Source organism: Pseudoalteromonas sp. P1-11 (assembly GCF_001399995.1).
GTDB lineage: Bacteria > Pseudomonadota > Gammaproteobacteria > Enterobacterales > Alteromonadaceae > Pseudoalteromonas > Pseudoalteromonas atlantica.
Window position 1 is genome coordinate 226,809 of sequence record NZ_LJSP01000005.1, and the last position, 14,272, is coordinate 241,080.

Below are 14,272 nucleotides of genomic sequence, written 5' to 3' on the forward strand. Positions count from 1 at the left end.
CATGATTTCACACACTCTCACACCAGGGCAGTTAGATTTAAGCACCCTAAGAAAAATTAATGACTCAGCTGTCACACTTAACTTAGTCGATGGCGCCAGTACACAAATAGCGGCCAGCGCACAAACTGTTCAAAACGTAATAAACAAACGCCAAACGGTGTACGGTATTAACACCGGCTTTGGCTTATTAGCCAATACAAAAATAGCAGATGACGAGCTTGAGCTACTGCAGCGCAGTATTGTACTTTCGCATGCTGCCGGTATTGGGGAGCTCATGGACGACAGCACTGTAAGACTAATGATGACCTTAAAAGTAAACTCTTTGTCTCGGGGCTACTCAGGGATACGCCTAGAGGTGATCGCATTTTTTATGCAACTACTGTGCAGTGAAGTGTACCCGTGTGTACCACAAAAAGGGTCTGTGGGTGCTTCGGGCGATTTAGCGCCTCTTGCTCATATGTGCCTTCCACTATTAGGTGAAGGCAACATGCGCCACAAAGGTGAAATTATAAGTGCAGAGCAAGGGCTGAAAATTGCCAATCTTTCACCTATTACATTAGGCGCAAAAGAAGGACTGGCACTGTTAAATGGTACACAAGCCTCTACCGCGTTTGCGTTACAAGGGCTTTTCAAAGCAGAAGATTTATATGCGCAAAGCTGTGTTATAGGCTCTATTAGCATAGAAGCCGCAATGGGTAGCCGTGCGCCCTTTGATGCACGCATTCACGAAATACGGGGCCAACGTGGCCAAATTGATACGGCCAGTGTATTTAGAGAGCTACTTAGTACTGAATCACAAATTAGCCAATCTCACGTAAACTGCGAAAAAGTGCAAGACCCTTACTGCCTTCGCTGCCAACCTCAGGTACTCGGCGCATGTTTAACACAAATACGCCACGCCGCAGATGTGTTGTTATGTGAATCAAACGGCGTTACCGACAACCCACTAGTATTTGCCGATGTGGGCGATATTATATCCGGTGGTAACTTTCATGCAGAGCCCGTTGCTATGGCAGCTGATAACTTAGCTATTGCGATTGCCGAAATAGGCGCGCTGGCAGAGCGAAGAATCGCGCTACTTATTGATTCAAACCTCTCTACACTGCCACCTTTTTTAGTTGAAAACGGCGGGGTTAACTCAGGTTTTATGATTGCCCAAGTAACCGCAGCTGCGCTTGCCTCCGAGAACAAATCGCTTGCGCACCCCGCCTCGGTAGACAGCTTGCCAACATCAGCAAATCAAGAAGATCATGTCTCTATGGCAACCTTTGCAGCAAGGCGCTTAAAGGAAATGGCCAATAACACCCGCGGGGTATTAGCAATTGAATGGCTTGGGGCTGCTCAAGGGCTTGAGTTTAGAGCCCCACTTAAACCTTCACCGCAAGTAGAAAAAGCAAAAGCTCTGCTGCGCGAGCATGTAAGTTACTACGATAAAGACCGCTACTTTGCCCCCGATATAGAGGCAACCAATACGCTTTTAGCACAAGGGGCATTGTGCGACTTTATTCACCACAACCCACTACCATCGCATTTTAAATTCCATGCTGATAGCTAAAACCTAACGCCTCAATTGCTGAGCCAAGTACTTTGCGCTCAGCACTTTCATTACTGGTAAAGGTTGGCATTTCGCCGCCATGCTCTGCACACTTTTGTGCATAATAATTCGCTTTAGTTGGGTGCGATGGATTTACCACATTATAAATATTTTGCCCCGAATTATAGTTTTCTATTACCGCAAAAATGGCGTTTATCACATCTTGTTGATGCACCATATTAACCACCTGCTGGCTCGATGAATTTAATTCTTTACCAGCAACAAAACGCCCCGGCTCGCGGTTAGGCCCTAATAAACCTGCTAAACGCAGTACTTTACCATCTTGCTCAAGCACCATTTCTTCGCTATCGTATAGTTTTATTTGTCGCTCATTGGTACAACTTATTTCACTGCTTTCAGTGTAAACACCTGGCTCTTGGTCGTACACACCGGTAGATGAGCACAAAATAAAGCCCTTTGCATTTAATTGTTTAGAAAGTGAAAGTGCAGCGCTTAGTGTTTCTGGGTAGTTACTTTCACTGTGTCTGCTTCGTGGGGGGATTGCACACACCCAGTAAGCATCGTGTAAATCTATTTGGTGTATTAGCTGCCCATCAATCAAGACAAATTGACGCTGAAAATCGTCTGTGTGCTCATCACTTCTGTGCGTACCTTGTACCTGCCAACCCGCCTGTTTAGCTTTTAGGCACAAAGTATGACCCAACCAGCCTGCGCCTAATACTACTAATTTATTAGCTTTTGTTTCCATTTTTGCATAACCCTTCATTTTAAACGCATAATTAGTGCTTTTTATCTAACTTCATAGAGATTTAAAGTAAGATATGATTAGATACAACCTACTAAAAAACAATAATACGTGCACTTATGCTAAATAATTTATCATTACGGAAGAAAATATTATTATTGATTGGTGGCACCATCACCATTTTGCTAATTATTGCTTCAACATTTTTTGTAAATCACATCGCTAACCTTTCCAGAGTAAACATTGAGCGCGAAGCTCAAAGCTACCTACAAAGCGAACAACTTTCAATGCAAAGCTACTTTGCAAAGTATGGCAAGCTGGTTTCTACGTTTGTTAATAACCCGCATTTAGTTAATTTTTTTGAAAATTGGGATACTCGCGACCAGCCGATTAAAAATGCCCCCGGCTACAACGAAGTTAATCAAGACTTTGTACGCATTAGCTCAAATGACGAAAATGTACTGTCGGCGTTTTTCGCATCAGCAACCACCGGTGAATACTTTAAAGAAAACGAGCGTACCAGCCATTACAATGGCCAACCTTACTACGCCTATAAACGTGGTTGGTGGCAAGAAGCCCTGCAAATTAATAAACTTTACGTAGGCCCTATATCGGTCGATTTAACCACTGGGGTTGCCTCAGCAGTTGTACAACAGCCGGTATACAACGCACAGCGTAAACTTATTGGTATGGGCGGCGTTGATTTACAGCTTAATAAAATCAACGATATGGTTGAAGGTATTCGCTTTAACGGCCAAGGTTATGGCTTTTTACTCGATGGCAATCAAAAGGTTGTGCACTTTTCAAATGCTACCGGCCATAAGCTGTCTAACACCGACGAAGGCCCTAAAGGTAAAGAAGGGCTAGATGGCCTTGAAAGCCAGTTTAATAATACTTCAGGCTTTACAGAGCTTAATGCACAAATGCGTAATAACCTCGAAGGCAGCCAATTGGTGACCTTAAAGGGAGAAGAGTATTATGTGGTGTATCATCGCTTACAACTAGAGCAACCTTACCTAGATTGGTATGTAGGTATACTGATCCCAACCAGCATGATTGAAGCCCCCGTTAATGAGGCGGTTACCACCACAACCACCGCAGTGGTGATTATTTTAGTGATCATTCTAGCGATGATATTATGGGCAACCCACATGATCTCGCAGCCTATTACCACTTTAACTAATATAATGCGTGATATTGCATCGGGCGAAGGCGATTTAACTCAAAAGATTAATATTACCAGCCAGGATGAGGTCGGCCAGCTTGCCAATCACATGAATACATTCATTGATAAGCTGCGCGCCATGATGTTAGAAACAGCCGCACAAGCTGAGCAGTTGACCAATGCCGCAGCGCAACTTAAAAACGTGTCTGCTCAAACCAATACTGAAATACAGCAAGAAAAACAACAAGTAGACAGCGTTAGTGCCGCCGTGACCGAAATGGCCAGCACTGTACTTGAAATATCGCGTAACGCACAGCATACCAACAGCGCCGCCGAAGAAGTACAAGCTATTACTGCCGAAGGGGCTGACCGCTCAACTCAAGCACAACGTGTGATGACCGAACTTGCGCTACACATAGGTGAAGCGTCTAAAGTGGTAGCAGGGCTTGAGCAAGAAAGTAATAACATTGGTGCATTGGTGGATGTCATTAACTCCATTGCCGATCAAACCAACTTACTTGCTCTAAATGCCGCCATTGAAGCTGCGCGAGCAGGTGAGCATGGCCGTGGTTTTGCGGTAGTTGCCGATGAAGTACGTTCACTGGCAAGCCGTACGCAAGAATCAACAGACGATATTCGTAATATGATTTCTCGCTTACAGCAAATTGCCCAACAAGCGTCGGTAATGATGCTACAAGGACAAGAGCAAACTGAAGGCTCAGTATCGCAAACAAAAGAAGTGCTAAGTTCATTACAAAACATTGCTCAGTCGGTAACTAAAGTGCAAGATCAAAGCCACCAAATTGCCACTTCAACCGAGCAACAAACCGTTGTCGCAGAGGACATTAATACCAGCCTTGCAGCAATTAATGGCTTAGTAAACAGCACAGCTGATCACGCACACATTTTAGCAGATGAAGCGCGCGATTTAAGCGACCTTGCTGTTGCCTTAAACAAAACGGTTAATCAGTTTAAGCTTTAAATACACAGCGTAATAAGGTGGGTAACTAAGTATAAAATTAACCCACCTAGGGCGTGTTGAGCTTTGTGGATTGAATGAATTTCAATCACCCAAGGCCTGCATGCCCTAGCACTCTTGTTTTTAAATTTTTTAACACCATATCTTCACAACTTGCTGCTATTTTTTAGCGTAATTAAATCAGTTAAAGTGGTTTTTACGCATCAGATCAAATTTTTCTGTTTTTAATACACATCTTTTAGTTGAGATAGTTTGTTGTTTGGCAGAGTCTGGTATAGTAGCACACGTATTAAACAGTGCTTTGAGGCTCTTTAATACAAAATTGCTAATTAATATGTTCTGCAGGTTATGTAAAAGTACATATTAATTACCAATTGTAAAAAATGGGTTAGCCGACACTCGGTTAACAAAGAATACATTGTAACGGTTTTATCATGATATCTAATTTATTTACCAAGATTTTTGGTAGTCGCAATGACCGCACTATTAAAAACCTAAGAAAGACGGTCGCGCTAATTAATGCGCTAGAAACGCAATTAGAAGCGCTTTCTGATGAAGATTTAAGAGCTAAGACAGCTGAGTTTAGAGAACGTTACGATAACGGACAAAGCCTTGACGACATTCTACCAGAAGCATTTGCTGTGGTACGCGAAGCGTCAAAGCGTGTAAATGGCATGCGTCACTTTGACGTACAGCTATTAGGCGGCATGGTTTTACATCAAGGTCGTATTGCAGAAATGCGCACCGGTGAAGGTAAAACCCTCACAGCCACACTTCCAGCCTACTTAAATGGCTTAACAGGCAAAGGCGTGCACGTAATTACCGTGAACGACTACCTTGCTAAACGTGATGCTGAAACAAACCGCGAGTTATTTGAGTTCTTAGGCCTTACTGTGGGCTGTAACGTACCAGGCATGATGCCACAACAGAAAAAACAAGCTTACAGTGCCGATATTACATACGGTACTAATAACGAGTTTGGTTTTGACTACCTACGTGACAACATGGCATTTAGCATTGATGAGCGTGTACAACGCCCACTGTTTTATGCGGTAGTGGATGAAGTGGATTCAATCTTAATTGATGAAGCGCGTACACCACTTATTATCTCAGGCCCAGCTGAAGATAGCTCTGAGCTATACATCGAAATCAATAAAATAGTGCCGCTTTTAGAACTTCAAGAAAAAGAAGACGAAGAAGGCATTGAAGGCGATGGCGATTACACAATTGACGAAAAGTCTAAGCAAGTTCATTTAACTGAGCGCGGTCAAATTAAAGTTGAAGACTTATTAACGGAGCGAGGCTTAATTGAAGAAGGCGACTCGCTATACTCAGCCGGTAGCATTACCTTACTGAGCCATGTGTATGCCGCACTTCGTGCCCACAAGCTTTATCAAAAAGATGTTGATTACGTTGTTAAAGAAAACGAAGTTATCATTATCGATGAGCACACAGGGCGCTCAATGGAAGGTCGTCGTTGGTCTGAAGGTTTACACCAAGCTGTTGAAGCTAAAGAAGGCGTAAGAATTCAAAACGAAAACCAAACGCTGGCTTCAATCACCTTCCAAAACTACTTCCGTTTATACGAAACCTTAGCCGGTATGACAGGTACAGCCGATACTGAGGCATTTGAGTTTCAATCTATTTACGGCCTAGACACGGTTGTTATGCCAACTAATAAGCCGATGATCCGTGATGATCGCGCCGATTTAGTTTACCTAACACAAGAAGAAAAATACGAAGCTATTTTAGCCGATATTAAAGATTGCCAAGAGCGCGGACAGCCTGTGCTTGTAGGTACTATTTCGATTGAAAGCTCTGAGTATTTATCGCAGTTTTTACGCAAAGAAAAAATTAAGCACAACGTACTTAATGCTAAATTCCACGCGCAAGAAGCTGACATCGTGTCGGATGCTGGTTTACCAGGTACTGTAACAATTGCAACCAACATGGCCGGTCGTGGTACCGATATTGTGCTTGGTGGTAACTGGAACAGCGAAGTTGAAAAACTAGAAAACCCAACAGATGAGCAAATTGCTGAAATTAAAGCGGCGTGGAAAATTCGCCACGATGCAGTAATTGACGCTGGCGGTTTACACATTATTGGTACTGAGCGTCATGAATCGCGCCGTATAGATAACCAATTACGTGGCCGTGCTGGTCGTCAGGGTGATGCCGGCTCTAGCCGTTTTTACTTATCGATGGATGATGCGCTAATGCGTATATTTGCCGGCGAGCGCATGACTAACATGATGCGTAAACTAGGCATGCAACGCGGCGAAGCCATTGAGCACCCTTGGGTTAACCGTGCAATTGAAAACGCTCAGCGTAAAGTAGAAGCACGTAACTTTGATGTACGTAAACAATTACTTGAGTACGATGATGTAGCAAACGATCAACGTCGTGTTGTTTACTCTCAACGTAACGAACTGCTTGAAGAAGGCGATATTTCAGAAACCATTACAGCAATCCGTGGTGATGTACTTGCCGGTGTTATTGATCAATACATTGCACCACAAAGCCTTGCTGAAATGTGGGATATCCCAGGCCTTGAAGAGCGCTTAAAACAAGACTTCCTGATTGAGCTGCCTATCACGCAGTGGTTAGCTGATGACAATAAACTATACGAAGAAAAACTTCGTGAGCGTATTGAGCAAGCGGTTGAGCAAGCTTACAAGCAAAAAGAAGAGCAAGTTGGCGACTCTGTACTACGTCAGTTTGAAAAAGCGATTATGCTTCAAAGTCTTGATCAGCACTGGAAAGATCACCTTGCTGCAATGGATCATTTACGCCAAGGTATTCACTTACGTGGCTATGCACAAAAGAATCCTAAGCAAGAATACAAGCGCGAGTCGTTTGAGCTATTCACCGAAATGCTTGAAAACTTAAAAGTTGATGTAGTGGGCATTTTAAGTAAAGTACAAGTTCGTGCCGAAGAAGATGTTGAAAAAGTAGAAGAGCAACACCGTAAAAGTGAAAATGCCCCTCGCGAGTACCAACACGAAGAAGCTGAACATGTAGGCGGTGAAGCACCTCAAAGCGCAACTGTAATGGCAAGAACAGCGCCTAAAGTTGGCCGTAACGATCCGTGTCCGTGTGGCTCAGGACAAAAGTTTAAGCAATGTTGTGGTAAATTAAAGTAACGACGCATTGTATGTAATTAAAAAGCGACGCTAGCGTCGCTTTTTTTATGGAGAAAAAAACATGACAACAAAAATTGTAAATGTAGCGGTAGGCGTAATAAAAAAAAATAACGCCATCTTTATCTGCAAGCGCGCTGATGAGCAACATCAAGGTGGCTTATGGGAATTTCCAGGCGGGAAAGTAGAAGCTGGCGAGAGCGTATTTGCTGCACTTAAGCGTGAGCTAAGTGAAGAAGTTGGCATTACCATTCATAGCTCTAGCCAACTTATGGTAATTGAACATGACTATGGCGATAAATGTGTAAAACTTGATATTCACGTTGTGAGTAACTTTAGCGGTGAAGCACATGGCGCCGAAGGGCAACCAAGTGAATGGGTCGCTATTAATCAGCTTAGTAACTATGAGTTCCCTGCTGCTAACGCTGAGATTATCGAAAAAATACAAGCGCGATACGCCTAAAGCACATGAATACAGCAATACAAAATAAATTAAGTGAGCTATTAGCGCTAAACCCTGAGCTTACTCAGGTGAGCTCTTTAGGCAGCGGACATATAAACACCACGTGGCTGTTAACTAATGCTGCGCAGCAATTTGTTGTTCAAAAGCTTAATACTCATGTATTTAAAAATCCAGCACAACTGGTTAATAACGCACAGTTAATTGAGCAGCACCTAAGCGCTAAACAACAAGCAAATACTTACCCGCTCGACATTGTTAAGCATATAAGTACCTGCCAAGGTGAATACCTTATTACAATTAACAACGCGTACTATCGCGTGCTTAATTTTATTAGCCAAAGTGTTAGCGAAGATGTGGTTACAGAGCCCCATCACGCACAGCAAGCCGCATTTGCATTTGGCACCTTTACACGTGCCTTGCTCGATTTTGACGCATCAAGCCTCTACCCTGTTATTACTGACTTTCATAACTTAGCTATGCGCTTTGAGCAGCTTAATACAGCCATTAGCAGCGCCACTAAAGAGCGGCTGCAGCAGTGTAAAAACGACATTGACTACTGCATTGCACAACAGCATTTGGTAAAAGAACTCGCTGACGTAACAGTCGATTTGCCCACCCGGGTGTGCCACAACGACACTAAAATAAATAATATGCTGTATTGCAGCAATACATATAAAGCAAAAGCAGTTATCGATTTAGATACATGTATGGCAGGCTTTTTATTATATGACTTTGGAGACATGGTGCGCACATTTTGCTGCGCTGAGGCAGAAGATTCGATTAATATTGATAAAGTGGTTATTCGCAAAGAGGTATTTACAGCGCTTGTTAAAGGCTACCTTGCCCCCCTTAAATCGGCTATTAGCAACAAAGAGCAAGCAAGTTTGCTACTTGGCGCTAAAGTTATGCCGCTAATGCTCAGTGTGCGGTTTTTAACTGATTACTTAAATAACGACGTGTACTTTAAAACCACCCATGCAGAACATAATTTAGAACGTGCGCAAAACCAGCTGGCTTTGTATAAAAATATTTTAAGCAATCAAAGCTGGATGCATAAAACACTCATGCAGTAGCCCTAAATTAAGTATTATTGCGCATTGGTATTAGTACTCAGTATTTAAATATAAAAAAGCCAGCAAGCTAAACACTTACTGGCTTTTATTTACTAACCTAAAAGCTGGGTAATTTATCTCTTAACCAGATTCAAGTTAACTAACAGGCTATCAATTACCAAATTTTTACGCGGTCTTCTGGTTTGATATACATTTTGTCGCCTTCTTTTACGTCAAACGCTTGGTAAAACTCAGGCATGTTCGACAAGATACCGATAACACGGTAGTGACTTGGTGAATGCGGGTCTGTCATTAAGCGGTTACGTAGCTCTTCATCGCGGTACTTACGACGCCAAATTTGTGACCAACCCATAAAGAAACGCTGATCGCCGGTGTAGCCATCAATAACAGGCGCTTTGTTCTCACCTAACGATAATTGATACGCCTTATAAGCCACCGTTAAACCACCTAGGTCGCCAATGTTTTCGCCAAGGGTAAGCTCGCCGTTAACACCCGCATCTTCAAACGGTTTATATTCGTTGTATTGCGCTACTAACGCACCGGTACGCTCTTCAAACTGTTTAAGGTCAGACTCACTCCACCAGTTACGTAAGTTACCGTCACCATCGTATTTAGCACCTTGGTCGTCAAAACCGTGACCTAACTCGTGGCCAATTACTGCGCCAATTGCACCGTAGTTTACAGCGTCATCGGCTTCTAAATTAAAGAACGGTGGCTGTAAAATAGCAGCTGGGAATACAATTTCGTTATTTACTGGATTGTAGTAAGCATTCACTGTTTGTGGCGTCATGTGCCACTCAGAGCGGTCCACTGGCTTGCCTAATTTAGCAATCATGTCGCTATAAGCCCACTGGCTGTAACGTATGTAGTTACCCACTAATTCATCAGGGTTAATGCTCAGCTGTGAGTAGTCTTTCCACTTATCTGGGTAGCCAATTTTTGGGGTAAATTTGTTTAGCTTTTCTTGGGCTGCAAGCTTGGTTTCAGGGCTCATCCACTCCAGGTTTTCAATAGCAACGCCGTAACCTTTAATAACGTTATCTACCAGCTCTTCCATACGTGCTTTTGCTTCAGGCGGGAAGTTATCTTTTACGTATACTTTACCTAAAATTTCGCCAAGTACGCTGTTAGATGCATCAACCGCTTTTTTCCAAAGTGGCGCTTGCTCTTTTACGCCGCGTAATGTGGTGCTGTAAAAATCAAATTTAAGATCAACTAAGTCAGTGCTCAGTAACTGCGCGTAACCACTTACAAAATGAAACTTTAAGTAGTTTTTCCACGTTGCTAAATCTGTTTCTTTGTACACATCAGCAAACCCTTCTAAGTAGCTTGGCTGACGTACAATAATGTCTGAGGTATCTACTCCTGCACTTTTGAAAAATGCAGCTAAATCAAAGTCGCCTGTTAGCTTATTTGCCTCAGCTACGGTCATTTTATTGTATGACTTAGTTGCATCACGGCTTTGTACTCTACTCCATTGCGCCTCAGCTAAAGCGCTTTCAAATGCGATAACGTTTTTCGCGGCATCAGCGGCATTTTCAACGCCTGATTTAGCTAAAATATCTGTTATGTATTGCTCGTAAGATGCGCGAATTTTAGTAAATTTTTCATCATCTTTTAAGTAATAGTCACGATCAGGTAAGCCAAGTCCAGATTGCGATAAGTACAGCGCGTATTTACTTGAATTTTTAGCGTCGTTATTTACAAACCAGCCAAATGGTAAGCTAGCGCCTTGCTGCTGAATCTTAGCCATTAAAGGAGCAAGATCAGCTTTTGAATCTAGGCTATCAATGGTATTAAGTGAAGGTTGTAAAGGGGTAATACCTAACTCATCACGTGTATCTTTATCCATGTAGCTTTTGTAAAAAGCACCAATTTTGTACTCATCGCTGCCTTTTTTAGCACTGCTATTATTAGCGGCACTTTCAAGCGCTGTTTTCATCGCTTTTTGCGACTCGTCGTATAACTGTGTAAACGAGCCGTAGTTCGACTTATCGCCAGGGATCTCTGTTTTAGCAAGCCACTGTCCATTCACATGGTAATAAAAGTCATCTTGTGCACGAACCGACTCATCCATATTGGCAAGGTTTACACCTAGCTCAAGCGTTTTTTCTGCCGGTGCTGTAACGGCAGCGGTGTCGGCCACTTGCGTTTCTTGTTGTTTTTCACCGCAACCTACTAGGCCCAGTGCAAGTGCGATACTTGCAGCGGTAATAGTTACTTTTTTCATAATTATTCCGTTTGTTAGTAAAGAATAAAATATCTATTTCATTAAACTATTGCATGCCAGAGAAAAAATAAAAGCGCCCTGCGATGCTTTCACTTAATGAAATTAATATTTAGGCGGTTAAAACAACACGCCGAATTTGTATGATAAACCCCATTAAAGAAACAATAAAATAGAATATGTAACAAAGTATTTTCTATGAGACGAGGTAACAAAATAGCCCTACCAACAACCATAATCGCGCTTTAGGGAGTTATTTTTTACCATGGCGAGCAAGGCGCTCTAGCTTTTCTTTCAGCGAAGGGGGCGCTGATGCGGCAATGGCATTAAGGTAATCTGAAGTTTGCTGGCTCATTTTTCTTGAATTGCCAGGTGCTTTACCTGCGGGGCCGGGTTTATCTGCAGTTGGGCTTAAGCGCGCTGTTGCTTGAGGGTTTGCAACAATTTTAATTTGTCCGAGCTCTGCCATGCCTGCCGCTCTAAAATGCGACTGCATATCCATTTTTAAATAATTAAGTTTAAGGGCAATTGCCGCCGATACAGCTTCAATCATCAACGTGCCATCGCGGTAATTACTCACACGGCATTTTTCAGCAAGCTTTGGGCCTAAAAACTCTTTAAGCAACACCTGTTGCTTATCAAGCGCTTGGCTTTTACCTGCATAGGCCGATAAGCGATTATTAAGGCCTGCCATAATGTCAGTCAGGGGTTTTGGTGCGTACCTATCTTTAGCCATTCAACACCTCAAAAATTTAAATAAAGCACGTTTAAGCCAAGCGTTTAAATACTCGGCTTAAATATGTGCTTTTATATTATACCAATTCGCTTAATTACGTATTATTGCTAATTGCTATTAAGCGCCTGCTATTTGCATTTGCTCTATAAGTACTGAGCCGGTTTGAATGCCGCCTCTGCGCTCAATATCACCCCCTATGGCCGAAATACCTTTAAACATGTCTTTTAAATTTCCGGCAATGGTAATTTCACTAACAGGGTACTGAATTTCACCGTTTTCTACCCAAAAACCAGCTGCTCCACGCGAGTAGTCACCCGTAACGGTGTTTACGCCTTGCCCCATCAGCTCGGTAACTAATAAGCCTGTTCCCATGGTTTTTAGTAGCGCGGTTAAATCGCTGTGCGTTTGCTCAACTAACCAGTTATGAATACCGCCTGCATGGCCTGTTGGAGCCATATTTAGTTTACGCGCTGCATAACTTGCTAATAAGTACGTTTGCAGCTCACCGCCTTGAATAATTTCACGGTCAATCGTTTTTACCCCTTCGCTATCAAAAGGCGACGACGCTAATCCTTTTAATATATGAGGACGCTCAGCAATATTAACGTTCTTACTAAATACCTGGGTGCCTAGGCTGTCGAGTAAAAAGCTCGATTTACGATAAAGCGCCCCGCCGCCAATTGCCGACACTAAATGGCCAAACAATGAGTTGGCAATATCGGCTCTAAAAATAACAGGGACTTTCATAGTACCCAGCTTTTGGCTATTTAGTTTAGCCAGAGTTTCGGTGGCGGCTTCTAGGCCTACCGCAGCAGCGTCGTTAAGTCCGCCCTGATCGCGAGCAACAGTATAAGCAGAGTCGCGCTGCATGTGCTCGCCTTCTTTGCCTATTACCATAGTGCTAATGCTGTGGCGCGTACGTGGAAAACCAGCAATTAAACCATGGCTATTACCATACACACGTAAGCCTTGGTGCGATGAAAAACTTGCACCATCTGAATTAACAATACGCTCATCAGCATTTAAAGCGGCTTGCTCTGCAGCATGACATAGCTCAATACCTTGCTCAGGGCTTACATCCCACGGGTGATATAAATCAAGGTCCTTAGGGGCAAACTCGAGCAGTTCTTTATCGGCAATACCATTAAAAGGGTCGTCTGAGGTAAATTTGGCAATATCAATGGCTTTTTCTACTACCGTGCGCAGTGTTTTTGGGTTTAGATCAGCAGTAGACGCCGAGCCTTTATTATTCCCTACATAAACACTGATACCTAAACCACCATCTTGGTTAAACTCTATGGTTTCTACTTCACCCATGCGTGTGCTTACCGATAAACCCGATGTACTAGACATAGCAGCTTCTGCGGCAGTGGCACCCAATTTTTTAGCATGCTCGAGCACTTCAGCTACGGCATCTTTTACTTGAGAGATTTGAGAATAAATTGGATCGTGTTGTTGGCTTTTCATAAATTAAGTCCTGAGCCTTAAGGCAATATTGCACGCATTTCTTATCTTTAAATGCTAACACACTCACTGCACCACATCAGCTAATATTAATCACTAAAAGAATCGCGTATAATGGCAAAAGTTATTTTTACTTAAGAGCACCCCATGGCGAAGAAAAAAGGCAAGCCTGCTGAAATTGAAGAAGAAATTATTTACGTATCAAAAAGTGAACTAAAGCGCGACGCGCAAGAGTTTCATCAGTTAGGTTCTGAAATTGCTAAAATGGGGAAAAAGCAACGCGAACGCTTACCACTCAATGACGATTTGAAAGCAGCCATGGTAGTTGCTGATAAAATCAGTAATAAAAGCGATGCGTACCGCCGCCACTTAAATTACATTGCTAAAACGCTTCGCACAGTAGAAAATGTTGAAGAAATTAAAGCCATTATTGACGTAATGCTTAATAAAAATAACCAAGCTGAGGTTTTAATTAAAAAAATTGAGCAATTACGTACCGACTTAATTGAGCAAGGCGATGATTTAATTAACGAAACTATTGAGCAATACCCGACCCTAGAGCGCCAAAAAATGCGCCAATTGGTACGCAACGCCGCTAAAGAAGTTAAAGCTGAAAAGCCAGGCAAGGGCTATAAAGAATTGTTTCAATACTTAAAAGATGCCCACAACATAACGTATTAACAAAAAATACTATTTTAAAAAGGTGCTTAGGCACCTTTTTTGTT

10 protein-coding genes are annotated in these 14,272 nt (G+C 42.6%); 6 read left to right on the forward strand and 4 right to left on the reverse strand.

All coding sequences use genetic code 11. The features are described 5' to 3' along the window. Nucleotide 1: 1 nt before the first annotated feature. A complete protein-coding gene (hutH, locus tag AN390_RS11495; protein WP_055254651.1) occupies nucleotides 2-1,555 on the forward strand; it encodes a histidine ammonia-lyase in 1,554 nt (517 codons plus the stop codon). Here the strand turns inward: hutH and AN390_RS11500 are convergent. Continuing rightward, nucleotides 1,533-2,303, reverse strand: a complete 771-nt coding sequence (locus AN390_RS11500) for an NADP-binding protein (RefSeq protein ID WP_055254697.1) — start codon at nucleotides 2,301-2,303, stop codon at nucleotides 1,533-1,535. The two genes, hutH and AN390_RS11500, sit on opposite strands and share 23 nt — an antisense overlap. A gap of 116 nt (nucleotides 2,304-2,419) precedes the next feature. Between AN390_RS11500 and AN390_RS11505 the strand changes: the two genes are divergently transcribed. The 4 genes from AN390_RS11505 to AN390_RS11520 all read left to right on the forward strand — a co-directional run bounded on the left by AN390_RS11505 (nucleotide 2,420) and on the right by AN390_RS11520 (nucleotide 9,120). Then, nucleotides 2,420-4,447 (forward strand): methyl-accepting chemotaxis protein, encoded by a 2,028-nt coding sequence (locus tag AN390_RS11505; protein WP_029773386.1) that lies wholly within the window; start codon nucleotides 2,420-2,422, stop codon nucleotides 4,445-4,447. A 431-nt stretch (nucleotides 4,448-4,878) separates the two neighbouring features. Continuing rightward, nucleotides 4,879-7,587 carry a preprotein translocase subunit SecA gene (secA, locus tag AN390_RS11510; protein ID WP_055254653.1) on the forward strand — a complete coding sequence of 903 codons (2,709 nt, stop codon included), beginning with the start codon at nucleotides 4,879-4,881 and terminating at the stop codon, nucleotides 7,585-7,587. Nucleotides 7,588-7,648: 61 nt separating this feature from the next. Further along, entirely contained in the window at nucleotides 7,649-8,047 is a 399-nt protein-coding gene (gene mutT, locus AN390_RS11515) for an 8-oxo-dGTP diphosphatase MutT (protein ID WP_029773387.1), read from the forward strand. 5 nt (nucleotides 8,048-8,052) lie between these two features. Next, complete coding sequence (locus tag AN390_RS11520) at nucleotides 8,053-9,120, forward strand: phosphotransferase enzyme family protein (RefSeq protein ID WP_055254655.1); 1,068 nt, start codon at nucleotides 8,053-8,055, stop codon at nucleotides 9,118-9,120. 154 nt (nucleotides 9,121-9,274) lie between these two features. On the opposite strand, the gene AN390_RS11525 is transcribed toward AN390_RS11520, so the two are convergent. The 3 genes from AN390_RS11525 to pmbA form a co-directional block, all read right to left on the reverse strand. Next, the gene (locus tag AN390_RS11525; RefSeq protein WP_055254657.1) at nucleotides 9,275-11,350 is read right to left on the reverse strand and encodes a M13 family metallopeptidase; all 2,076 of its coding nucleotides are present in this window, start codon (nucleotides 11,348-11,350) and stop codon (nucleotides 9,275-9,277) included. 250 nt (nucleotides 11,351-11,600) lie between these two features. Beyond that, complete coding sequence (locus AN390_RS11530; RefSeq protein ID WP_004589317.1) at nucleotides 11,601-12,083, reverse strand: DUF721 domain-containing protein; 483 nt, start codon at nucleotides 12,081-12,083, stop codon at nucleotides 11,601-11,603. Nucleotides 12,084-12,200: 117 nt separating this feature from the next. Next, nucleotides 12,201-13,550, reverse strand: a complete 1,350-nt coding sequence (pmbA, locus tag AN390_RS11535) for a metalloprotease PmbA (protein WP_055254660.1) — start codon at nucleotides 13,548-13,550, stop codon at nucleotides 12,201-12,203. A gap of 144 nt (nucleotides 13,551-13,694) precedes the next feature. Here pmbA and yjgA point away from each other — a divergent pair, with 144 nt between their 5' ends. Further along, the gene (yjgA, locus tag AN390_RS11540) at nucleotides 13,695-14,228 is read left to right on the forward strand and encodes a ribosome biogenesis factor YjgA (protein ID WP_004589315.1); all 534 of its coding nucleotides are present in this window, start codon (nucleotides 13,695-13,697) and stop codon (nucleotides 14,226-14,228) included. The last annotated feature ends 44 nt before the right edge of the window (nucleotides 14,229-14,272 follow it).

Bases quoted from the DNA above. Each gene is read 5' to 3' on its own strand.
- pmbA (WP_055254660.1), bottom strand. From the start codon at position 13,550: ATGAAAAGCCAACAACACGATCCAATTTATTCTCAAATCTCTCAAGTA.
- AN390_RS11500 (WP_055254697.1), bottom strand. From the start codon at position 2,303: ATGGAAACAAAAGCTAATAAATTAGTAGTATTAGGCGCAGGCTGGTTG.
- mutT (WP_029773387.1), top strand. From the start codon at position 7,649: ATGACAACAAAAATTGTAAATGTAGCGGTAGGCGTAATAAAAAAAAAT.
- AN390_RS11530 (WP_004589317.1), bottom strand. From the start codon at position 12,083: ATGGCTAAAGATAGGTACGCACCAAAACCCCTGACTGACATTATGGCA.
- secA (WP_055254653.1), top strand. From the start codon at position 4,879: ATGATATCTAATTTATTTACCAAGATTTTTGGTAGTCGCAATGACCGC.
- AN390_RS11505 (WP_029773386.1), top strand. From the start codon at position 2,420: ATGCTAAATAATTTATCATTACGGAAGAAAATATTATTATTGATTGGT.
- hutH (WP_055254651.1), top strand. From the start codon at position 2: ATGATTTCACACACTCTCACACCAGGGCAGTTAGATTTAAGCACCCTA.
- AN390_RS11525 (WP_055254657.1), bottom strand. From the start codon at position 11,350: ATGAAAAAAGTAACTATTACCGCTGCAAGTATCGCACTTGCACTGGGC.
- yjgA (WP_004589315.1), top strand. From the start codon at position 13,695: ATGGCGAAGAAAAAAGGCAAGCCTGCTGAAATTGAAGAAGAAATTATT.
- AN390_RS11520 (WP_055254655.1), top strand. From the start codon at position 8,053: ATGAATACAGCAATACAAAATAAATTAAGTGAGCTATTAGCGCTAAAC.